This is a genomic window from Kitasatospora sp. NEAU-CNBT7, assembly GCF_057220535.1.
The window spans coordinates 318,092-341,505 of the sequence record NZ_JBXQQB010000004.1; the positions used below are offsets into that span (position 1 = coordinate 318,092).

The window sequence follows — 23,414 nt, forward strand, 5'->3', positions numbered from 1 at the left end:
CCACGGACCGGCGACGCGTGCCACTGCGCCCCCGCACCCACACCTGCACCCGTGGAACCGGTCCCGCTGGTGCGCCCGTACGCCCCACCCGCCCGCCACTCCGAACTCCCCTCCTCTCCTGCACAGTTCGCCGCCCCCCAGGTTCCCGATCCGGGCCGCGCGGCGAGCCTGGGCGAGTACGCGATCAGCCCGGCGCGGGCGCTCACGGCCGGTGTCGACCGGCGGGGCGACGTCGAGCGGCAGGGCGGCGTCGGACGGCAGAGCGGCACACACCGGCTCCGGGCCTGGACCGCGCGCCGCGCCGGTGTGCTGCTCATCTCCTCGTGCGTCCTGGCGGTGTGCGGCGGCGGCCTGGGCACCACCCTGCTGGCCCCGCCGCACGCCGACCGCGCCGACCCTGCACCACCCGCCCTGGAACTCCTTCCCCAACCGACCGGCCCCGCCCCCGCGACCACCGCCGCACCGCCCGTACCGTCCGCCCCGCCGGACACCACCGGAAGCCCCACCGCCACAGCGAGCGGCCCCACCCGCCCCCGGACGGCCACCCCCCGCACCCCGACCACCCCGACCGGACGCCCAACCACCCCCGCGACGCCGTCCGCCGGGCCGAGCACACCCACGGCCGCCCCGCCCAGCAGCCGCCCGCCGACGCCCACCACCGACACCGGCCCGGTCCTCCGGTACGGCGACAGCGGCCCCCAGGTACGCCACCTGCAGACCCTGCTGCTGGACCTGGCCTGCGCACCGTCCCGCTACCGCACCATCACCGGGACCTTCGACGACTGGACCAGGTCCATCCTGACCTCCTTCCAGCGCGGCGCCGGCATCCGCGGCGAGGACGGCACGTACGGCCCGGCCACCCGGGCGGCGCTGGAGGCCGCCGTGCCGCGCTGCTGAACGACCGCCCTCCCCTCCTGACCTCCCGACCTCCCGATTGACCGACCCACCGACCCACCGACCTCCGACGGGACGGACACCGTGAACGCACCCCTGCCCGGCGACCTGCTCTCCGCCGTTCTCGACGCCCTGCCCGACCCGGTCCTGCTGATCAACAGCAACGGCACCGTGCTCGCCGCCAACTCCCCCGCCCACCAGGCGTTCCAGGCCCCGGGAACGGTCCTGGTCGGCCTGGGCGTCCTCGATCTGCTGCCCGGTCTGGACCCGCGCCGCATCCCCGGTTCGATGCGGCCTGCGGACGGACCGGGCCCCGCCGAGACCGTCCGGACCACCGCCCGCCGCACCGACGGCACCGCCTTCCCCGCCGAGGTCCGTACCAGCGAACTCGACAGCGGCCCGGCCGCCCTGCTGCTGCCGTCCGCCGACCACGCCCCCACCGGCCTGCTCCTGCTGAGCACCCGGGACCTGACGGACAGCCGGCGCACCCACCGCGAACTGCTCCGGCTGCGGGCCGAGACCGAGACGGTGCTGCGCACCTGTTCCGAAGGCCTCCTCGGGGTCGACACCGACGGGCGCCTGGTTCTGGCCAACCCGGCCGCGCTGCGCCTGCTGCGCTACCGGGCCGACGAGATCTCCGACCGGCCCCTGCAGTTTCTGCTGTACCCCGCAACGCCCACCACCCCGCCCGTCCTCCCGCCGACCGCCCCGCCCGCGCTCCTCACCGCGCTCGCCACCGGCCGCCGCTGCGGCGGAACCGCACTGCTCCGCCGCAGCGACGGACTCCCGGTCGCCGTCGACCTGCACGCCGTGCCGGTGCACGTCGACGGACGGGTGGTCGGCGCGATGATGGCGTTCACCGACCGGAGCCGGGAACTGGCCGCCGCCGCCGAACGCGCCCACCTGACCGCCCTGCTGCGCGAGCGCCTCGGCCCCTCCACGGCCCTCCTCGCCGACCGGCTGACCCGGCTCGCGCACGACCCGGCGTCCCGGCTGTGGCCCGAGGCGATCGGCGAACTGCGACAGCTGGCAAGCGAGTTCGCCAGCTCGCGGGAGCTGCTCGAACAGGCCCTCGCCGACTGCCCGCCGCCCGCCGGGACAGCCGAACCGCTGCGCGCCGAACCGGTGCGCACCGAACCGCTGCGCGCCGAGCCGGTGGAACTGCGCCACGTGCTGCGCCGCGCCGTCGACCGGGCCAGCTCCCTCGCCGGGTCGGGCCGGGTGCGCTTCACGGTGCACGCCGCCGCGGTCGAGGTCAGCGCCGACCCGTACCTGCTGGCCGAGGCGCTGGCCCACTTGGCGGCCGACGCCGGACGTACGACCGACCGAGCGGCCGGGGACCGGACCGCCGGCCAGGACCCGCCGACCGTCCTGCTGGCCGGCGCACGGGACGGCAGCGGCGTCCGGATCGAGATCACCGGCCCGGGCGGTGACGGCGACTCCGGGCACCTGCCGCTGGCCCGCGAAATGGTCGCGGTCCACGGCGGCGTCCTGCAACCACGTCGCCCGGCCGACCGCTCGGGCATCACCTACATCGTCGACCTGCCCCTCTCCCCCGCCGACGGGCCGACGGGCGGCGGCTCCGCGCTGCCCGCCCCGGGCCCGCGGCGCCGGCACGCCCGGCCCGCGGCCGTCCCCGAACTGCCCGCCGGCTCGACGACCGCAGCTCTGCCCGCCCGACCCGCGCAGCCGGCCCTCGGCCCGGCGCCTGCCATCGCGTCCGGTGCCGCGCCCGACTCGGCCGCCGGGCGGCACCGCGCCGCCGCTGCGCCGCCGCCCGAGGCCGCCGCGCTCCGCCCCGTCTGACGCACCACCACCCTCACCCTTCTCGCCACCGTCCTCGCCGCCGCCCACCGGCCCGTGCCCCGAAAGGGAACCCCATGCCCCCGTACCGCCGGCTGCTCGCCCCGGGACTGCTCATCGCCGCGCTCGCCGTGGCCGCCACCGCCGGGCCCGCCCAGGCGCACGGCTCGCTCCAGAAGCCGCTCAGCCGGCTGGAGGGCTGCTACCTGGAGGGCGCCGAACACCCCAAATCGGCCGCCTGCCAGGCGGCCGTCGCCGCCGGCGGCACCGCCGCGCTGTACGACTGGATGAGTCTGCGGATCGGCGACGCGGCCGGACGGCACCGCCAGCTGATCCCGGACGGCCGGCTTTGCAGCGCCGGGAACGACATGTACAAGGGACTCGACCTGCCACGCGCCGACTGGCCCGCCACCAACCTGAGGTCCGGGGCGCCCTACACCTTCGAGTTCCGCGCCACGGCACCCCACAAGGGCACCTTCCAACTCTTCCTGACCAACTCCCACTACTCCCCCACCAAGCCGCTGACCTGGGCCGACCTCGACCCGCAGCCCTTCCTCACGGCCACCGACCCGCAACTGTCGAACGGCTCCTACCTGCTCCCCGGCACGGTCCCCGCCGGGCGGACCGGACGGCAGCTGATCTACGTCATCTGGCAGCGTTCGGACAGCCCCGAAGCCTTCTACTCCTGCTCCGACGTCGTCTTCGACGGCACCGGCACGGCCGCCACCGCACCAACCGCCGCACCGTCCACCACCACGGCCGGCCACGACCACGGCACCACGCCGTCCGCCAGCCACACATCCACGTCCACACCCACAGCCACAGCCACGCCCAGCCCGAGCGTGGCCCCGCCGTCCGCTTCCACCCCACCGGTCCCCGCCGCGCCACCCACCTTGCCGCCCACCACCCTCGACACACCCCAGCAGGTCGCCCGGACCGGCTCGGACCGCTCGACCGCCCTGATCATCGCGATCTACGCCGCCTTCCTACTCGCCGGAGTGACCATCCTGTTCCACCGCCGCCTAACCCCCGGCCGGGGCAACCACCGCTGACGGCCTCGGGCACGATCGGCGCGTGGCCTGCGGGCGGCCTGCGGGCGGCCGCACCCTGGAACCCTCCGTGGGGTCGCGGGCCGCGGGCGGAAGGTCAGCGGTGCTCGGGGTTCTCGAAGTCGAAGCGGCAGCCGGCGTCCCACTCGGATCGCTGGTTGCCGTGGGCGGGGATGCCACCGGCGTCCTTGAGCATCCGGGCCAGGTGAAGGAGGTTCCAGGTCATGAAGGTGGTGTTGCGGTTGGTGAACTCGTTCTCCGGCCCGCCGGAACCGGGATCGAGGTAGGACGGGCCCGGACCGGCCGCGCCGATCCATCCCGCGTCGGCCTGCGGCGGGATCGTGTAACCCAGGTGCGGCGCGGACCCGACGCGGAGTCCGCGCGTCCCGGGCCGACTGCCGCGCACGCCCCCCCCGGGGCCGGCCACGTCCGCCCCGCCTCCGTTCGCCGAGGCGTCAGCGCCCGGCCGCCCTGGTCCGCTCGTAGTGGTGGGCCGCGCGGGCCCTGGTCCCACAACCGGCGGAGCACCACTCACGGCGTGGATGGTTCCTGACGAAGTACAGGACGCAGCCGGGGGCCTGGCAGGCCCGCAGTTCGGCAGCCTGGTCACCGGTGAACAGGTCGACCGCCTGTTTGGCGATCTCGGCGAGGCCCGTGGTGACGGGCGGCGTCGCACTCCGCGCGAGGGCCGACGGGCGCTCCCCCCACGACAGCTCCCGCCAACGGGCCGCGGCATGGACCTGCCGGTTGACCTCCTCGACCGCGCCCGACGGCACGTCGCCACCCCGGACCACGACACCCGCGAGGTCGCGAATCGCGTCCCGCAGGGCCCGCGCGGTGCGCAGTTCCTCGACGCCGACGCCCAGCAGATCGGCGTCCGTGCACGGCTCGACGAACCGGTCCCGGTTGTCGCGGAATCACGCGGCCACGTGCCCGACGGTCTGCAGCCCGTCGGTCTGCAGCCCGTCGACAAGGCGCCCGCGCACCGCGTAGGTGGCGTTGGCCAGCTCTATCGGCAGCAGCTCTCCCAGCCCGGGAGCTCCACCGTCCTCCAGCTCCTCGACCTTCATAACCTCACGGTAACCCCGCCTTGCATCCGTGAGCTTGTCGCCGCGGTCGTACCAGACGACCCGGTTGGTGCTCGGCAGCGACGCGGCCGCGGGCGTGCAGAGCACACCAGCGATGGCACTCTCCCCGTAAGCGAACCCGGCCGCGTAGTGACCCTTGGGGCACTCCGGCTTCTCGTGGTGGCGGACCAACTCCGTGGTGACCTGCTTCTGGTCCTTGACGACCACCCGTCACCGGTGCCAGTGGCGGGCTGGTTGACGTCGGTGTTCTGGTTGTCGTGGCGGAGGTTGAGCATGTTCCAGCGAGCGGCCTTGACGACCTTCCCGGACTTTGCCGGTGGCGTTCACGAGCTTGTTCCAAGCGGGGGTGCGCCAGTCACCGGGGTCCACCAGATGTCGCCGGTGGACGGGTCCACGGCCACGTCGGTCGGTTCGCAGTGTCCACCGTCCGCGTACACGGCCACCGGAGAACGCTCGATCCGCAGGAATTCCCTGCCGCCCAGCGAGTACTTCACCACGCCGCACATGTCCAGAGCCGAGAGCTGATGTTCAAACGCGCCGCCGTCGCCCGTTGGATACCGCGCCCCTGCGGTGCTACCTGACGTTCGGTTCGAGTGCCGGGTTCTCGCTCCCTTCTGCGCCCCCGGAGTCTCAGTCCTCACCCGCCGCCAGGCTCCAGGTTTCCGCTGCCCAGGCCCTCGCGGGCGATGTCGGCGAGTCTCTGCGCGGCCTCGGCCACACGTCCGGCCTCGCGCTCCATCTCGAGCAGAGCTCGGAACGCGGTTCCATAGCGGCGCTGGACGGGGAGTTCGCGTTGGGGAATGCGGGCGCCCTTGACGTCGATGCGGTAGGAGCCGCTCTGTGAAGTGGAGCGGCGGACGTTGGAGCCGGCGCGGAGGAACCCGTCGAGGTAGTCGGGGTCGACCTGGCCGCCGATGACCCGGGGTTCGCCGGCCTGCAGTTCGACGAGTCCGGCCCGGATGAGGTCGGAGACGGTAACGGTGGCGCCGTCCCACAGGTCGGCACCGTCGCCACGGTGCAACTCGGGTAGCTGGTTGCGCAGCCCGGCGAGGGCGTCGGCAAGGGCGGAACGTGCCTGTTCGTACTCGTGGGCAAGGTCGCGTCGGACGGTGGGCAGGTGGACGGCGGGGGTGAGGTCGACGACATCGTCGAGCAGATCGACCAGCGGAACGTCGACGAACTGTGCGTCTGTCGGCTGCAGCGGGCCACCGGGGTTGTTCTCGGTCAGGTCGATCAGGTGGACACTGTCGGGACGCGGCTCGCCCTCTTCCGGCCGCCGCAGGGTCCAGAGGTGGATCGGCAGGACGTGACCGGAGGCGACCCCGCCGGGCAGGGCGACGATCTGGCGGACGATTCCGCGGCGGACCAGCTCGGCACGGATCCGACGACCGGCTTTCCGGTAGGCAACGGAGGCGGGCATCACCATGAGCACGTGGCCGCCGGGCGCAGTGTGCGCATACGCGTGTTGGAGCCAGGCCAGTTCGCCCTCTGCGCGGGACGGGGTACCGAACTCCCATCGATGGTCGAGCAGCAGCTCGTCCCGGCCCCAGTCCCCAGCGGCGACGGGTGGGTCGCAGAGCACCAGGTCGGCGGCGAGCCCCGGGTGGCGGTCGGCCCGCAGGGAGTCGCCATGGGAGACCCGGACATCACCGTAGTCGGCGAGCGAGGAGCGGGCGAGGACGATGTCCACGGCGTCGGCGTCACTGTCCTGGCCGATTCGGATGAGATCGGGTCCGGATCCTGGCGCGAGGAGCAGGGCTCCGATGCCACATGCCGGATCGAACACGGTCCAGCCCGGCTGGGGTTCCGGCGCGAAGTGGCCGACCGCCCGGACGATGAGTGGGGATGTGACCTGGTCGGACCCGGCGCGACGAGCGGAGTCGGCCATCCGGTCGGTGAGCGCGCGCAATGCGGCGTTCGGATCCGACTCCTCGGCGAACCGGTCGAGCAGGGCCCGCACCGCAGCGGGCAATTGGTGGTCCGCGTCCGCAGGGGCGCTTCCGAAGGAACTCAGACGTGTGAAGTGCCTCGCTGCGGCAGCCACGCCGGCGACCGTGGCGTCGCCGTAAGCGGCGCGCAGCGCCTGCCAGGTCTGGACCTCCAGGGAGACGTCCTGGTGCCGGTCACGTCGACGCAACCATTCCTGCACGGCGGGCCAGTCGAAGAGCGGGCTCGAGACGCTCCCGGCCGCGGCCGGCGGGAAGTCCTCGTAGCGCCGCCGCCAGTTGGAGACCGCAGCTCGGGTGACGCCGGCAAGGCGGGCGATCTCGGCACTGGTGACCAGCGTGGCTGGTTGTACGTCGCCGGGGACCGGTCGGGGCACAGCTGGGTCTTCCATGGCCGCCACCGTACACGCAGATGCCCGCATTCACAGGGGCGCATGGGTGTGTTGACATCACTCACGCATGGATCCGCCCCCCAAGGGCGCCGGCAGTGTGCAGATGAAATGAGATCCCATCACTAAAGTAAGTTGACACGGTCAACGCATTCTTGATTTTGTGCACAGGTTGTCCAGTAGGCTGGCAGACAGCAGGACGTCCGCCTGCCGCGCACGACGCACAACGAGACTGAAACACGTGAGGCAGGGGAGCGCGAGTGGGTCTGGGGAAGGTCGCGAACAGGTTCAGCGTCGTGGGGCCCGTCGGCCGCGGCAACATGGGAGAGGTCCACCGGGCGGTCGACCTCGAGGCCCCGGAGAGCTCACCGGAGCGGGAAGTCGCTCTGAAGACCATCCTGCGCAGCCGGACCGGGCTCGCGATCGACGCGTCCCAGGACAGCAAGGACGTCGAGCGGTTCCGCCGCGAGGTGGACATCATGCGCCGTCTCTCGCCCCGCCACCCCAATCTGACCCGGCTCATCGCCGGAGGTGTGGACACTCCAGCCACCGGCGGCAGCCTGCCGTACCTGGTGATGGAGCTGCTCGACGGAAGCCCGCTCGACGACCTGATCGAGGAGGAGCCGCAGCTCCCGGTCTCCTGGGCCGCCGCCATCGCCGCGCAGATCGCGGCGGGCCTGGCCTCGGCGCACGCAGCCGGTATCGTCCACCGTGATCTCAAGCCGGCCAACGTGATGCTCACCCACGACGGCACGGTCAAGATCCTCGACTTCGGCATGGGCCGGATCGTCGACGACCCCGACCGGACGCGGCTCACCAGCACCGGGGTGGGCGTCGGCACCGCCCGCTACATGGCTCCGGAGCAGTTCCGGGCCGAGCAGGTGACGGCACCGGCCGACCTGTACGCGCTGGGCTGCATCCTGTACGAGCTGCTGATCGGCAAGCCACCCTTCGCCGCCACGACGCCCTTCGGCCTCGCCGAGCAGCACCAGCACGACGCCCCGCCGTCGCTCACGGTCGTCCGCCCGGACCTGCCTCCCCAGCTGGTGCGACTCGTCTCCCGACTCCTGGAGAAGGACCAGGCCAACCGGCCCGAGAACGCCACCCTGGTCCGCGAGGCGCTGGTCCCGCTCGCCCTGGCCCCGGACGAGACCTCTGCCCTGCTCGCCCCGCACTGGACGGCGATGGACCCGGTCGAGCGGCTGCGCGCCGACTTCCCCGAACCGGTACCGGCAGCCCCCGTCCCGGTTCCGCGTCCGCCGCGCCGGAGGTCGGACGCGATGGACGTGTTCGGCATCCACGCGACCCTGATCGACGAGTACGAGCGCTTCACCAAGGGGGCCGCCGACGTCCGGGACAGCCGGATCGCCGGCTTCATCGAGGACGATCTGGCGGGCAAGTCGCAGTGGCCCGCCCCGTGGCTCTCCCTCAACCCCTTCTTCGCGGACGGGGGCCAGGTCACCGACCTCGTACGGGACGACGTCCTCGACCCGAAGTGCGCCGAGATCTTCCAGGCGGACAAGAAGAAGACCTCGCCGCGCCCCGACGGCCGGCCGCTCACACTCCACCGCCACCAGCGCGAGGCGATCGAGGCTGCACAGGCCGGCGACTCCTACGTGCTCACCACGGGCACCGGCTCCGGCAAGTCGCTCTCCTACATCGTCCCGATCGTCGACCGGGTGCTCAAGGAGCGCGCGATCGAGCGGCCGGGTGCACCCAGGCGGGTGCGCGCGATCGTCGTCTACCCGATGAACGCGCTCGCCAACTCCCAGCGCCGGGAACTGAAGAAGTACCTGCGGTACGGATTCGGCAAGGGCAACGAGCCGGTCACCTTCGGCCGTTACACCGGCCAGGAGAGCGAGGAGCAGCGCGAGGAGCTGCGCAGGAACCCCCCGGACATCCTGCTCACCAACTACGTGATGCTGGAGCTGATGCTCACCCGGCCCGACGACCGGAAGAGCCTGATCCGCATGGCCGAGGGCCTGCAGTTCCTGGTCTTCGACGAACTGCACACCTACCGCGGCCGGCAGGGAGCCGACGTCACCCTGCTGATCCGCCGGGTCCGCGAGGCATGCCGGGTGGCGGACACGCTCCAGTGCATCGGCACGTCCGCGACCATGTCGACGGAGGGCAGCTGGGAGGAGCAGCGGCAGGAGGTCGCCAAGGTGGCCGGCCGACTCTTCGGCACGACCGTGCTGGCGAGGCGGGTGATCGGCGAGACGCTCGTCCGCGCCACCGGGGAGCCGCCCGCGACCGTCCCGGCCGAACGGCTGCGGGCCGTCGCCGCGCCCCGCGGGTACGAGGCACTGACGAAGGACCCGCTGGCCCGCTGGATCGAGTCGCGGTTCGGGCTGGAGTACGAGGAGGGGACCGGCCGTCTGCGCCGCCGCTCCCCCGACAAGATCGAGGAAGCCGCGTCCGAGCTCGCCGCGGTGTCCGGGATCCGCGAGGAGACCATCCGGGAGGCGATCAGGGCGACGCTGGAGGCCGGCTCGCAGGCCAAGCACCCGGTGACCGAGCGGCCGCTGTTCGCGTTCCGCCTGCACCAGTTCCTGTCCAAGGGCGACACCGTCTACACCACCCTGGAAGACCCGCTCAACCGGCCGCTGACCCGCACCTACCAGCTGGAGCTGGCCGCCCGCGACGGCGGCGCCGGCCGGCCGCTCTTCCCGCTGGCGTTCTGCCGCGAGTGCGGCCAGGAGTACGTCACGGTGTGGCGCACCACCGAGGACGGCACGGTTCGCTACGAGCCGCGGCGTGACACCTCCGCCTCCGGCGGGCGCGCGGGCGAGGGCTACCTCTACATCGGCGTGCCGGGCGAGGACTACGAGTGGCCGGCCGACCCTCAGCGCGCGGTCGACGACCGCCGGCTCCCCGAGTCGTGGCTGGAGCCGGACGCCAACGGCGCCACCGTGGTGAAGAGGTCCTACCGGCCGCGGGTACCGCAGCGCGTAGTGGTCGACCCGCACGGCGGCGAATCGAGCGAGGGACTGGTCGCCGCGTTCGTGCCCGCCCCGTTCCTCTTCTGCCTGCACTGCCAGATCTCCTACGAGCAGACCCGCGGCCGGGACTTCGCCAAACTGGCGACCCTCGACCAGGAGGGCCGCTCCTCGGCGACGTCCGTGATCTCCGCGTCGATCGTGAAGTCGCTGCGCACCGTGCCGGAGGAGGTGCTGTCCGCGGAGGCCCGCAAGCTGCTCACCTTCGTCGACAACCGGCAGGACGCCTCCCTCCAGGCCGGTCACTTCAACGACTTCGCCCAGGTCACGCAGTTGCGCGGAGCCCTGTACCGGGCAGCGCTGCAGGCCGGGGAGGAGGGGCTGCGCCACGACGACCTGGCGCAGGCGGTCACCGACGTCATGGGGCTCGCCCCGCGCGAGTACACCGGCAATCCGGCCATGGCGCCCGGGCTGGAACGGCGGGCCGGTAAGACGTTCCGCGATGTCGTCGGCTACCGCCTCTACCGGGACCTGGAACGCGGCTGGCGCATCACCATGCCCAACCTGGAACAGACCGGCCTGCTCCGCATCGACTACGAGGACCTGGACTGGATCGCCGCTCACCAGGACGACTGGAACACCGCGCACGAGGCCCTGCGCGAGGCCGAGCCAGCCCTGCGCAGCGAGGTGGCCCGCGCCCTGCTCGACTACCTGCGCCGGGCCCTCGCCATCGACGTCCAGTACTTCCGCGACGACTTCGACAGCCTGCAGCGCGCCAGCGAGGAAAGGCTGACCGGCCCCTGGGTGCTGGCAGAGAGCGACAAGCCCGGCATCGGCACCGCCTACCCGACCGCATCCAAGCCCGGCATGGAGCGCACCGCGCTGTTCCTGTCCGCACGCGGCAAGTTCGGCAAGTACCTCAGGCGCACGGCACCGGCCTTCCGCGCCCTCGACGTGGCCGGGCTCCAGAAGGTCATCGAGGACCTGCTGAAGGTGCTGTGCGCCAGGGAGCTGGTACGCGAGGTGGAGGTCGTGCCCGAGACCTCCGGCCCCGCCTTCCGTCGCCGCCCCGCCGAGAAGCGAACCGGCTACCGGGTGTCCGCGGCCGTACTGGTCTGGCGTGCGGGAACCGGCGAGACCGGAGCCATCGATCCGCTTACCCGTACCTACAACCGCGGCGAGGGCCCGCGCGTCAACCCCTTCTTCCGGCGCCTCTACCAGGACGCCGCGGCCGGCCTCGCCGGGCTCTTCGCCCGCGAGCACACCGCACAGGTCACCCCGGAGGAGCGCGAGCAGCGCGAGAAGGATTTCCGCACCGCCGCCCTGCCGCTGCTGTACTGCTCCCCCACGATGGAGCTGGGCGTAGACATCTCCTCGCTCAACGCCGTCATGATGCGCAACGTGCCGCCCACGCCGGCCAACTACGCCCAGCGCTCCGGCCGGGCCGGCCGGTCCGGGCAGCCCGCCTTGGTCACCACCTACTGCGCAACGGGCAACAGCCACGACCAGTACTACTTCCGCCACTCGCAGGCGATGGTCGCCGGGCAGGTCGTCCCGCCGCGCCTGGACCTGGCCAACGAGGACCTGGTCCGCTCCCACCTGCAGGGCATCTGGCTGGCCGAAACGGCCATGCGGCTGGGCCGCGCCGTCCCGGACGTCATCGACGTCACCTACGACCCCGACGGGGAGGAACGCCCCGACCCCGAGATGCCGCTGCCGCTGCGCCCCGACATCCGCGACCTGTCCCTCGACGAGGACGCCCGGCTCCGGACCGTCGCGGCCGCCCGTACCGTCCTTACGCCGCTGATCACCGCCTTCGCGGACACCACCTGGTGGTACGACACCTGGATCGAGGACCATGTCGCCAAGGCCCCCGCCGCCTTCGACGAGGCATTCGAACGGTGGCGGGACCTGTTCCGTGCCGCCGTGCTCGACCAGTACGAGCAGAACCGGCGAGTCGTCGACACCAGCCTGAGCAACGGTGAACAGTCGCGCGCCCGTTCGCGCCGCCGCGAGGCCGAGACGCAACGCGACCTGCTGCTGAACCGCTCCACGGACGCCAAGTCGGTCATGAGCGACTTCAACCCGTACCGCTACCTTGCCTCCGAGGGCTTCCTGCCCGGCTACAGCTTCCCCCGCCTGCCGCTGGCCGCCTACATCCCGCGTTCCGGTAACCGCCGCAACAGCGACGGCGACTACCTCCAGCGTCCCCGCTTCCTCGCGATCCGTGAGTTCGGCCCAGGCGCGCTGATCTACCACGAGGGCTCCCGGTACCAGGTGACCCGGATCCAGCTCCCGCCGGACGCCTCCGGTGATCTGGCGACGGCCGAGTCCAGGCGCTGCGGCGGCTGCGGCTACCACCACGAGGTCCAGGTCGGCAGCAACCTCTGCGAGATGTGCAAGGAACCCCTGCCCGTCAAGCGCAGCAACCTGCTGCAGTTGCACACCGTCTACACCACCCCCCGTGAGCGGATCTCCTCCGACGAGGAGGAGCGGCGCCGGGCCGGCTTCCGCCTGGAGACCTCCTACGCGTTCCAGGACCACGGCATCCGCAAGGGCCGCCTCACTTCGCACGTCAGCGACGCCGATGACACCCCGGTGCTCGCCCTGGACTACGGCGACTCCGCCACCGTCCGCATCACCAACCTGGGACGGGTCCGCGACAAGGAGAACGAGCCGGACGGCTACTGGCTCGACCTCGGCGACGGCCGCTGGCTCAACGACAAGGCCGCGGCGGACGCCATCGAGGGCACCGGCATGCCGGTCGCCGACGAGGACGGGAACGAGAAGCGCCGCAAGAAGCGGGTCCTGCCGTATGTCCAGGATCGGCGCAACATCCTCGTCGTCACCCTCGACGAGGCGCAGCCGGAGCCGATCGCACTGTCGTTCATGTACGCCCTGGAGCGGGGCATCGAGGCCGCCTTCGAGCTGGAGGACGCCGAGCTGACCGCCGAACTCCTGCCCCCGGACGACGGCCCGCGCCGCCGGATCCTCTTCACCGAGGCAGCGGAGGGCGGCGCCGGTGTGCTGCGCCGGCTCCAGCACGACCGGCACGCGCTCGCCAAGGCCGCCCGCACCGCCCTGAAGATCTGCCACTTCGACCAGCGGGGAGTCGACCAGGGCGGTCCGGACGAGGACCGGGAGTGCGCGCGGGGCTGCTACGAGTGCCTCCTGACGTACGGGAACCAGACCCACCACCAGAAGCTCAGCCGCCACGCGGCCGGCCCGCTGCTGCTGCGGCTCGCGACCGCCGAGACCGAGCGGGCGGCCCGCGGGGAGTCGCGGACCGAACAGTTCCACCGTCTGGCGGCCGATCAGGCCGCTGCCGCGGTGGAGGGTGGGACCGAGCCTTCGGTGACCGGCGCCACACCGGAGACTGTCACCTCGCTGGAGGCCGACCTCGCCGAGCTGGTCGCGGCCGGCGATCTCCTCGGCTGGCTGAAGGCCAAGGGGCACCGGCTGCCGGACGAGGTGTCCGCCTTCGTCCCGGAGGCCGCGGCCCGCCCCGACCTGATCTTCCGCGTCGACGGCGGCAGCGTGGCGGTGTTCGTCGACGGACCCTTCCACAGCGACGACGCCACCCGCGACGCCGACGCGGTGGGCCGGTTGGAGGACAACGGCTGGGACGTTTTGCGGTTCCCTGCCGGGGCGGACTGGGACACTCTCGTCGAGAAGAACGCCGGCTACTTCCGCACCCGCTGACCCACCCCTGCCGGCAGCCCCGGCGTCGAAGCCACTGGTCGAAGACACCTAAGGAACCGAGACACTTCATGAGCCCCACGTACACGGCCGGCTCGCTGGTGACCGCCCGCGGCCGGGAATGGGTGGTGCTGCCCGAAAGCGCCGCCGATCTGCTCGTACTGCGCCCGCTGGGCGGCGGCGACGACGACATCGCCGCCGTCTTCCCGGCCTTCGAGGCTGTCGAGCAGGCAGTGTTCGCCGACCCTGGCCCGGACGACCTGGGCGACCAGTACGCCGCCGGGCTGCTGCGCACCGCGCTGCGCATCGGCTTCCGCGCGGGCGCCGGGCCGTTCCGCTCGCTCGCCTCCATCGCGGTCGAGCCCCGCGCCTACCAGCTGGTGCCGCTGCTCATGGCGCTGCGCCAGCGCACCGTACGGCTGCTGGTCTCGGACGACGTCGGCATCGGCAAGACCATCGAGGCCGGCCTCATCGCCAAGGAGCTGCTGGTACAGGGTGAGGCGAGCCGGCTGGCCGTGCTCTGCTCCCCCGCGCTGGCCGAGCAGTGGCAGGGCGAGCTGCGGGAGAAGTTCGGCATCGACGCCGAACTGGTGCTCTCCTCCACGGTCTCCCGGCTCGAGCGCGACCTGGAGCTCGGCCAGTCGCTCTTCAAGAAACACCCCTACACGATCATCTCGACGGACTTCATCAAGTCCACCCGCCACCGCGAGGACTTCGTCCGCCACTGCCCCGACCTGGTCATCGTCGACGAGGCACACACCTGCGTCGCCGCCGAGGACGCCCACGCAGGCACCAAGTCCGGGGCCAACCAGCTCCGTTACGAGCTGCTCCAGCGCGTGGCCGCCGACCCCGAGCGGCACCTCCTGCTGCTCACCGCGACCCCGCACTCCGGCAAGGAGTCCGCGTTCCGCAACCTGCTCGGCCTGGTAAGGCCCGAGCTGGCCGAGCTGGACCTGGACAACCCGGCCGGCCGGGCCCGGCTCGCCGAGCACTTCATCGCCCGCAAGCGCGCGGACGTCCGCAGCTACCTCACCAAGGAGGACGGCCTCGCCGACGACTCGCTCGCCGAGCGCACCGCCTTCCCCTCCGATCGCTGGACCAAGGACGAGCCGTACAAGCTCGCCCCCGGCTACCGGGCCCTGCTCGACGACGCCATCGCCTACGCGGGCGACCGGGTCCGGGCCGCCGGCGACGAGGGCAAGCGCGAGGCGCGGATCGCCTGGTGGTCGGTGATCGCACTGCTGCGCTCAATGGTCTCCTCCCCCCGGGCCGCCGCCCAGACGCTGCGGACCCGCTCGGCCTCAGCCGTCGCCCGCACCGCTCAGGAGGCGGACGCACTGGGCGCGCCGCTGAACAGCGACGCCGCGGACAGCGACACCCTCGAAGGCCTGGACGTCGCCCCCGGCGCCGGCGAAACCGAGAACGCCGGCGCCCGCCTGAAGGAACTGGCCGAACGGGCGAAGGCCCTGGAGGGCACGCAGCACGACGCGAAGCTGAAGGCGCTGGTCAAGCACCTCAAGTCGCTCCTCGCGGACGGCTACCACCCGATCGTCTTCTGCCGCTACATCCCGACCGCCGAGTACCTCGCCGAGGAGCTGAGCGGAGCACTCGGCCGCAAGGCCAAGGTCGCCGCCGTCACCGGCACCATCTCCCCGCAGCAGCGGCTGGAGCGCATCGAGGAACTCGCCGCCGAGGACGCCGACGACCCGGCCACCCGCCGCGTGCTGATCGCCACCGACTGCCTCTCCGAGGGCGTCAACCTCCAGCACCACTTCGACGCCGTCGTCCACTACGACCTGGCCTGGAACCCGACCCGCCACGACCAGCGCGAAGGCCGCGTCGACCGCTACGGGCAGAAGCGCGACCAGGTCCGTGTCATCACCATGTTCGGCGAGGACAACGGCATCGACGGCAAGGTGCTGGAGGTGCTGTTCGCCAAGCACCGACAGATCCAGAAGGACCTCGGCATCTCCGTGTCCGTGCCCGACGAGACCGCGTCCGGCGTCACCGACGCCATCGTCGAATGGCTGCTGCTCCACGGCCGGCAGGGCGTCCAGGACAGCCTGTTCGACATGCCCAGCGCCCAGCAGTCCTTCGACCAGGCGGAACGGGAGTGGAACTCCGCCGCCGATCGCGAGAAGACTTCGCGCTCCAAGTACGCCCAGCGGTCCATCCACCCCGAGGAGGTCGCCCGCGAGGTGGCCGCCGTCCGGGCCGCACTGGGTGGGGCGGAGGAAGTCCGTGACTTCACCCTCGCCGCGCTGCACGGGCTGGACGCGCTGGTCCGCGACCCCAAGAACGGCACCGGCGACTTCACCGCGCAGGTCGGCGGCACCCCTGCGGGGCTGCGCGACGCGCTCGCCGCCACCCTCGGCGGGCGCATCGTCGAGGAGGACCGCCAGATCCCCTTCCGCACCGACCCTGCGATCGCCCGCGGCGAGGCGGCCCTCGTCCGCACCGACCCAGCCGTCGGAGCCGTCGCCTCCTACGTCCTCGACTCCGCCCTCGACGCCAACACCCCCGGCCCCCGGCCGGCCCGCCGCTGCGGCGTGCTCACCACGGATGCGGTGACCGTCCGCACCACGCTGCTGCTCGTCCGGTACCGCTTCCACCTCACCCTGCCGTCGCGCACCGGGGAGAAGCAGGTGGTCGCCGAGGACGCGCGACTGCTGGCGTTCGAAGGCATGCCGGCCCGGGCCCGCTGGCTCGACGACGCCGCCGCGGCCGCGCTGCTGGCCGCGCGGGCCTCGGACAACACCGATCCGCAGCTGGCCCGCAACCAGATCGTCCGGACCCTGGACGGCAAGGACGAGCTGACGGACCACCTGAAGGAGTACGGCAAGCGCCTCGCCGCCGAACTCGACGCCTCGCACCGGCGGGTCCGCAAGGCCGGCGACGACATCGTCCGCGGGCTGAAGGTCGTCCCCCAGGAGGACGCCGACATCCTCGGCACGTACGTCTACCTGCCCGCCACCCCCGCGCCCGCCGCCGTCCCGTCCGCTGGAGCCGTCGCCTGATGTCCGCAGCCACCCGCACCGCCCAAATCTTCACCGCCGTCACCACCGTCGGCGGCCTGCTGCCCACCGACATGCTGCTGCGCATCGCCGAGGCCAGGAACCTGCCGGGCACCAAACCCGCCGACTACGGGCTGCCCGCCTCCGTACCGGTGCGGGACGAGGCCGAGCGGGCCTGGGAGTACCTCAAGCCGCTCTGGCGCGAGCTGCGCACGGCCCTGCCGTCCGACCCGGTCACGGGTGCGCCGGCCGCCGACCCGACCGGGCGGGCGGGGACGGACTGGCTGGCGCAGCTGTTCCGCAAGCTCGACTTCGGCACCCTGACGGCGGTAGGCCCGGAGGGCATCGCCGCCGATGCCGACCCTGCCCACCGCTTCCCCGTCAGCCACCGGCACGGCCCAGCGCTGATCCACCAGATCCCGTGGAACCAGGAACTGGACAAGCGGGCGGCAGCCGGGCAGATGCCGGCACACTCCATGCTTCAGGACTGCCTCAACCGGACCGAGGCGCACCAGTGGGCCCTGCTCACCAACGGCCGCCAGCTGCGATTGCTGCGCGACTCGTCGTCCTTTGCGACTGCCGCGTACGTCGAGTTCGACCTGGAGGCGCTGTTCGACGGCGAGCTGTTCAGCGAGTTCGTGCTGCTGTACTGCCTCCTCCACGATTCCCGGTTCACTGTGGCGGAGGGGACGGCGGCTTCGGGGTGTTGGCTCGAGAAGTGGCGGACGGTCGCCATCGAGTCCGGCAGCCGGGCGCTCGACCACTTCCGTGACGGCGTCCAGGCTGCCCTCACCGCTCTCGGCACCGGGTTCCTGAGCCACCCGCAGAACCACGAGCTCCGGGAGCGTCTGGATGTCCAGGCCTTCCAGACGGCGCTGCTCCGGCTCGTCTACCGCATGATCTTCCTCTTCGTCGCCGAGGACCGGGACGCTCTGATCGACCCCAAGGTGGACGAGCAGACCCGCGAGCGGTTCACCCGCTACTTCTCCTCGGGTCGCCTCCGCCGCCAAGCACTGCGTCGCCTGGGCACCGCCCACGACGACCAGTACCGCGTCCTGGAGCTGTTGATCAAAGCACTGGGTTCCGAGGAAGGCCGCCCCGAGCTGGGCCTGAACGGGCTCGGCGGTCTGTTCAACGTCACGCCCGCCGACGCCCCCCTGCGCGACGCGCGACTGGCCAACCGCCATCTGTTCGAGGCGGTCAAGCACCTGGCCCGTGTGCGCGACGCGGGCTCCGCCCGATGGCGCCCAGTCGACTATCTGCACATGGGCGCCGAGGAACTGGGCTCGGTGTACGAGGCTCTGTTGGAACTCGTCCCGAAGCACAGCGCCGCCGACCGCACCTTCGAACTGGTCGACCGCATCGGCAACGACCGTAAGAAGACGGGAAGCTACTACACGCCGACCGCGCTCACCGAAACCCTGCTCGACTCGACGCTGAACCCGGTGATAGACGATGCCGTCAAGCGCGGGGAGCAGCGCGCGAACGCCGAGGGCCGTGCAGACCCGGCCGACACGATCGTCGGGGAACTCCTCTCCCTGACGGTCTGCGACCCCGCATGCGGTTCGGGTCACTTCCTCGTCGCGGCTGCCCGCCGTATCGCGAAGCGTGTCGCTGCAGTCCGCGAGCGCAACCCCGAGCCCACGACCGAGGCCGTACGTCATGCCCTGCACGAGGTGGTCGAGCGCTGCGTGTACGGCGTGGACCTCAATCCCATGGCGGTCGAACTCGCCAAGGTGTCGCTGTGGCTGGAGGCCCTGGAGCCGGGTCGGCCTTTGGGCTTCCTCGACTCGCACATCAGGCACGGCAACGGCCTGATCGGGGCGACCCCGGCGCTGATGCGGGACGGCATCCCGGACAAGGCGTTCAAGAAGACCGAAGGCGACGACGAGGCTTGGGTCAAGTCTCTGCTCAACCGGAACACGCTCGAACGCGGGCTTCAGGGGGAGCTGTTCGAGGTCGAGACGGAGACGAAGGTCGCCAACTCCTCCTTCGCCCGCGGGCTGAGTCGGATCACCGCGGCCCCCGCCGCCGACCTCTCCGACATTCGCCGCAAGGAAGCCGCCTACCAGGAATGGTCGACCTCAACCGAGTACTTGCGTGCCTTGCACCTGGCAGATGCCTGGTGCGCCGCGTTCGTCTGGGTCAAGCACGAGGATGCACCGCCTGCCATCACTCACAAGATCTTCCGTGGTCTTGAGAACCCTGAGGGCGGCGCGGCACCACAGTCGACTCACGACGAGATCATTCATTTGCGGAACCAGTACACCTTCTTCCACTGGCATCTGGAATTCCCAGAGATCTTCACCGTCCCGGAGAGCGGCGACACATCGACAGATACGGGTGCCGTCGACCCGGTGACGGGCTGGGCCGGCGGGTTCTCGTGCGTGGTGGGCAACCCGCCGTGGGACAAGGTCGACTTCGAGGATAAGAAGTACTTCAGCGTAGTCAATCCCGAGATCGCGGAGATCGCGGGAACGGCCCGTCGCACCCGCATCATCGAGTGGGAGCGGGAGAATCCTGCAGCAGGGAAGCGGTATCAGGAAGCGCGGCGGGCGATCAAGGGGACGTTCCACTTCGCGGGTGACTCGGGGGTATTCCCGCTGTGCGCGAAGGGGCTAACAGTCAAGGGTGTCAACTCGCTCCAGACCGACTCGCTGTTCGCCGAGCGAGCGGCGAAAATCGTCGCACCCGAAGGCCAGTTCGGCCTGATCCTGCCGACGGCGATCGCGACAGGTGCGGGATCTCAGTACCTCTTTGGCGACTTCACCCGGCGAGGGGTTCTGGCATCGCTGTACGACTTCGAGAACCGCCGCCCGAAGTCGTCCGCGCTACCCAAGGGCGGCAAGTGGTTTGAGAGTGTACATTCCAGCTACAAGTTCTGCCTGTTCTCCCTCACTGGACGCGACACACGCGCGGACGCCAGCCGCGTCGGCTTCTTTCTGTCTGACATCACAGACCTGGAAGACCCGAACCGGGCTTTCGCGCTGGACCCAGCAGACCTGGCCCGAATCAACCCGAACACGGGCACTCTTCCGGTTTTCCGGACGCAGCGCGATGCGGACATCACGGCCGACATCTACCGGCGATTGCCGGTGCTGTGGAATGAGGGGCGTCGCGACGGCAACCCGTGGCACATGACCTTCAAGAACCTTTTCAATATGACCGACGACTCGGACCTCTTCCATGCGCGCGAAGACCTAGAGGCCAGCGGCTGGCAACTTACGGGAAACGTTTTCATCCGCCAGGGGCGGAGAATGCTTCCCGTTTATGAAGGCAAGATGGCCCACCACTTCGACCATCGATGGAATAGCTACCAAGGTTTCGGTAGCGACGAATGGGAGCGCCTGCCGCTCACCGTTAAGCAAGAAGCTCACGGTGCAGCCCAACCCCGCTATTGGGTCCAAGAGGAAGGGCTCATCTCAACCGTACGCAACGGCAAAGACCACAAGGTTCCAGGTGTATCCGCCCGCCTGGATGAGCTGAATTGGCACCACGACTGGGTAGCCGGCTGGCGCGACATTTGCCGGACCACTGACGAACGCACCGCCATCCCGGCATTCCTCCCGCGCGCTGCCGTCGGCCACACCTACCCCCTGATGCTGCCCCGCGTCGCACCCTCACTTGTCGCCGCCCTGATCTCCACCCAGTCTTCTTTGGTCTTCGACTTCGTGAGCCGACAGAAGATCAGCGATGCCCACATGAAGCTGTTCGTCTGGAAGCAGCTCCCCGTTCCCGCACCCGCCACACTCGAACCACACCTCTCTTCCCTCCTCTCCCGCGTACTCGAACTCGCCTACACCGCTTACAATATGACTCCGCTCGCCAGGGACCTCGGCGACGAGGGCGAGCCGTTCCAGTGGGACGAGAGCCGCCGCGCCCAGCTACGCGCCGAGCTGGATGCGTATTTCTTCCACCTTTACGGGATCTCTCGCAAAGACACCTGCTACATCCTGGAGTCGTTCCAGTCGGAGTCGGGCGGCCTCAAAAACAACGAGATCGCCAAGTACGGCGAGTACCGCACCAAGCGCCTGGTCCTCGCCGAGTACGACCGGATGGCCGCCGCCGGGCTGACCCTGGAGAACCCGCTCACCGAAGGCGAGTCCGGCACCTACCGGTCCACGCTCAACCCGCCGCCGGGGCAGGGGCCCCGCCACCCCGCCTCTGACGCATAGTCGCGATCGACCCTGCCCGCCTGGCTTCCAACGCCAGGCGGGCAGGTCCGTTCCGCGCCTACGCCGCCGGGACGCCCCGCAGGAGCATGGGCAGGTGGGCGCCCCGACCGAGGGCGCCCAGCGCCTGTTCGACCCGGCGGTGCTGGTCGGCCTCCATCACATCGGCGAACTCGGCGCGGTGGACCCAGCGGAGTTCGACGATCTCCGCCGGCGGCCGGTGGCGCCTGACGATCTCCTCCTGGGTCGGCACGAGTCGGCCGCCCCAGGAGACGAGGTTCATGCCCTCGGGCAGGAGCTGCATGTTCACGTAGTCCACGGCCAGGACGCGGGCGAGCGGCAGGACGAGACCGGTCTCGGTCTCGATGTGCCGCCGGGCGGCGTGGTGCGGGAGTTCGTTGGGCTCGGCGCTGCCGCCGGGAAGCAGCAGGCCAGTCTTGTAGGTGGTGCCGATCAGGACCACGGCTCCGTCCCGGTTGAGGATGAGGGCCTGGTGGCCGAGTCGCTGGCCCGGCGGGTCGGTCAGGATTCTGGGCAACGAGAACATCGTGGTACCTCCATGAGGGATGAGCCGCGCGCGGCCTTCGACCCGCTGACGGCAGGCAGGCGGAAGGTGCTTGCGGAGAGAAATGCAGGGTCAGGCTCCGCCACCGCCCCGGCGACGGAGCCAGGCCGCCGAGACCGGTAGGGCGCCGATCGCTCCGGCCGCGAAGACGAGGCCGACGACCAGGAGCCACGGACCGGCGGGCCCGCTCCGGAGCGGCCAGCCCACCGCGAGGGCCACGAAGGCACTGAGCACCACGACGATGCCGTACAACAGTGGTGCCATGAAAGCGAGTCGGGGCTTCACGCGACCTCTACGGCCGATCTCGCCGAACGCGGCCGACTCAGGTGCTGCACGGTGATGAAGCGGGGGACGTCCAGCCGCTGGACGTTCTCGGGTCTGGTGGTCCACTCGCAGCCACCACCCTCGGAGCGGAGGTAGTAGAGCCCGGCCAGGCAGTCCATGCAGACGCCCTCCGCCGGCCCGCCGTCGGATTCTCGCTTGGCCAAGTCGCGCACGACCGCGCCGACTTGGGGCCGATAGGCAAGGTTCGACTTGTTTCGCGACATGACGGCCGCTCCCTTCTGTAGTCGGTTCGCTACCCGGGGCGACTCACTGTGGCGTACAGTCGGAGCAGTCTTCAACGTGTCAGACCTGCTCGAAGAGCAAGGACGCTGGTCCGTGAACAAGGTTGAGCTGGACCCCGATTCATCGCCCGCAGCAGCATTCGGCGCCTCCCTCCGCAGCTCACGCGAGGCCCGGAGGTGGACTCAGGACGATCTCGCAAGCGCAACGGGCTACTCGGCCACGCACGTGTCGGCCGTGGAAACCGGTCGACGCCCCCCAACCGTGCGCCTGGCAGTAAAACTTGACACGGCATTCGGTACCGACGGCGTGTTCAAGCGTCACGCCAGCAACGTGAAGTACACGGCGTTGCTGGAGGGATTTCCGGAGTACGTTGCCCATGAGCGCCGCGCCGTCGAGCTCAGGCTCTTCGATCTCGGCATCATTCCCGGCCTGCTCCAGACCAAGGAGTACGCAACAGCCGTCGCCGCGGGGGCAGTACGCCGAGGGAGCATCACGCCGGAGCAGGCCGACGAACGCGTGAGGGTTCTCGCCAGTCGGCAGGCACAGCTGCGCCGTGAACCGCCGCCACTGGCGCACGTAGTCATGGATGAGAGCTGCATCCGCAGGCCGGTCGGAGGCCCGTCGGTCATGGCCGGACAGCTGGACCACCTGGTCGCGCTCGCCGAACTGCCGCACACCGTCGTGCAGGTGGCGCCCTACGCCATAGGCGAGGATCGGGCGTTCGACCTGCCGGTGAACGTGTTGACGCTCCCCAACCGCTCCCTGATGTCCTATGCGGAGTCCGCCCAGCAGGGGCACCTGGAGCGGGACAACGAATCGGTGCTCCCGGTATTAACGGCCTACTATCAGCTGCAGGCCCTCGCCCTCTCCCAGGCCGAGTCTGTGGCTGTGATCCGCCAGCTAAGGAAGGAACTACCGTGACCGCCGAACCCCAGCGGTTCAAGTCCTCGTACAGCGGCAATGGCGGCAACTGCATCGAGGTCGCACGGAACCTCGTCGCCGACGGCATCGCCCCTGTCCGCGACTCCAAGGACCCTCAGGGTCCCGCCCTCGCCTTCCCGGCCGGCACGTTCGCGGCCTTCGTCGCCGCAGTCCAGGCCGGCGAGTTCGGCGAGGTCTGACAGTCCGAGTACATCCCGAGTACAGCCCCTGCTCGATCGAGCAGGGGCTTCTTGCTGCCGGAAGGACGGACACGGCGGGCCTGAGTAATTCACAGCAGAGCCACCGTCAGCTTGTTAACATTGCCAACAGGGTTCACTGCTACTCTGGTTAACACCTCGCCTCCCGAC

General features: G+C 70.9%; 14 protein-coding genes and 1 pseudogene. 8 read left to right on the plus strand and 7 right to left on the minus strand.

The genetic code is table 11. The features are described 5' to 3' along the window. The first annotated feature begins 51 nt into the window (after positions 1–51). The 3 genes from AC2TEW_RS08095 to AC2TEW_RS08105 all read left to right on the plus strand — a co-directional run bounded on the left by AC2TEW_RS08095 (position 52) and on the right by AC2TEW_RS08105 (position 3,749). A complete protein-coding gene (locus AC2TEW_RS08095; protein WP_484622660.1) occupies positions 52–897 on the plus strand; it encodes a peptidoglycan-binding domain-containing protein in 846 nt (281 codons plus the stop codon). Between the two features lie 81 nt (positions 898–978). Then, the gene (locus AC2TEW_RS08100) at positions 979–2,700 is read left to right on the plus strand and encodes a PAS domain-containing protein (protein WP_484622661.1); all 1,722 of its coding nucleotides are present in this window, start codon (positions 979–981) and stop codon (positions 2,698–2,700) included. Positions 2,701–2,774: 74 nt separating this feature from the next. Next, the gene (locus AC2TEW_RS08105) at positions 2,775–3,749 is read left to right on the plus strand and encodes a lytic polysaccharide monooxygenase auxiliary activity family 9 protein (RefSeq protein ID WP_484622662.1); all 975 of its coding nucleotides are present in this window, start codon (positions 2,775–2,777) and stop codon (positions 3,747–3,749) included. A gap of 94 nt (positions 3,750–3,843) precedes the next feature. Here the strand turns inward: AC2TEW_RS08105 and AC2TEW_RS08110 are convergent. From AC2TEW_RS08110 to AC2TEW_RS08125, 4 genes and pseudogenes are all read right to left on the minus strand, one after another. Next, a pseudogene (locus tag AC2TEW_RS08110) lies at positions 3,844–4,110 on the minus strand (flavodoxin family protein); the annotation flags it as partial. 91 nt (positions 4,111–4,201) lie between these two features. After that, positions 4,202–4,615, minus strand: a complete 414-nt coding sequence (locus AC2TEW_RS08115) for a CGNR zinc finger domain-containing protein (protein WP_484622714.1) — start codon at positions 4,613–4,615, stop codon at positions 4,202–4,204. Between the two features lie 48 nt (positions 4,616–4,663). Further along, positions 4,664–5,041, minus strand: coding sequence for a hypothetical protein (locus AC2TEW_RS08120; RefSeq protein ID WP_484622663.1), 378 nt, complete (start codon positions 5,039–5,041; stop codon positions 4,664–4,666). Between the two features lie 430 nt (positions 5,042–5,471). Next, entirely contained in the window at positions 5,472–7,172 is a 1,701-nt protein-coding gene (locus AC2TEW_RS08125; protein WP_484622664.1) for an N-6 DNA methylase, read from the minus strand. A 293-nt stretch (positions 7,173–7,465) separates the two neighbouring features. On the opposite strand from AC2TEW_RS08125, the gene AC2TEW_RS08130 reads away from it, so the two are divergent. The 3 genes from AC2TEW_RS08130 to AC2TEW_RS08140 all read left to right on the plus strand — a co-directional run bounded on the left by AC2TEW_RS08130 (position 7,466) and on the right by AC2TEW_RS08140 (position 20,996). Continuing rightward, positions 7,466–13,810 (plus strand): protein kinase domain-containing protein, encoded by a 6,345-nt coding sequence (locus AC2TEW_RS08130; RefSeq protein ID WP_484622665.1) that lies wholly within the window; start codon positions 7,466–7,468, stop codon positions 13,808–13,810. 68 nt (positions 13,811–13,878) lie between these two features. Then, positions 13,879–16,824 (plus strand): DEAD/DEAH box helicase, encoded by a 2,946-nt coding sequence (locus AC2TEW_RS08135; RefSeq protein ID WP_484622666.1) that lies wholly within the window; start codon positions 13,879–13,881, stop codon positions 16,822–16,824. After that, the gene (locus AC2TEW_RS08140) at positions 16,824–20,996 is read left to right on the plus strand and encodes an Eco57I restriction-modification methylase domain-containing protein (protein WP_484622667.1); all 4,173 of its coding nucleotides are present in this window, start codon (positions 16,824–16,826) and stop codon (positions 20,994–20,996) included. Before AC2TEW_RS08135 ends, AC2TEW_RS08140 begins: the two co-directional genes overlap by 1 nt. A gap of 58 nt (positions 20,997–21,054) precedes the next feature. On the opposite strand, the gene AC2TEW_RS08145 is transcribed toward AC2TEW_RS08140, so the two are convergent. From AC2TEW_RS08145 to AC2TEW_RS08155, 3 genes are all read right to left on the minus strand, one after another. After that, positions 21,055–21,531, minus strand: coding sequence for an NUDIX domain-containing protein (locus AC2TEW_RS08145; RefSeq protein ID WP_484622668.1), 477 nt, complete (start codon positions 21,529–21,531; stop codon positions 21,055–21,057). 99 nt (positions 21,532–21,630) lie between these two features. Next, positions 21,631–21,822: a hypothetical protein gene (locus tag AC2TEW_RS08150; RefSeq protein WP_484622669.1), complete on the minus strand. Its 192-nt coding sequence runs from the start codon at positions 21,820–21,822 to the stop codon at positions 21,631–21,633. Positions 21,823–21,839: 17 nt separating this feature from the next. Beyond that, positions 21,840–22,046, minus strand: coding sequence for a hypothetical protein (locus AC2TEW_RS08155; RefSeq protein WP_484622670.1), 207 nt, complete (start codon positions 22,044–22,046; stop codon positions 21,840–21,842). A 172-nt stretch (positions 22,047–22,218) separates the two neighbouring features. On the opposite strand from AC2TEW_RS08155, the gene AC2TEW_RS08160 reads away from it, so the two are divergent. Together AC2TEW_RS08160 and AC2TEW_RS08165 are read left to right on the plus strand one after the other, a co-directional pair. Then, complete coding sequence (locus tag AC2TEW_RS08160; protein WP_484622671.1) at positions 22,219–23,046, plus strand: helix-turn-helix domain-containing protein; 828 nt, start codon at positions 22,219–22,221, stop codon at positions 23,044–23,046. Next, complete coding sequence (locus AC2TEW_RS08165) at positions 23,043–23,246, plus strand: DUF397 domain-containing protein (protein WP_484622672.1); 204 nt, start codon at positions 23,043–23,045, stop codon at positions 23,244–23,246. Before AC2TEW_RS08160 ends, AC2TEW_RS08165 begins: the two co-directional genes overlap by 4 nt. Positions 23,247–23,414 lie beyond the last annotated feature (168 nt).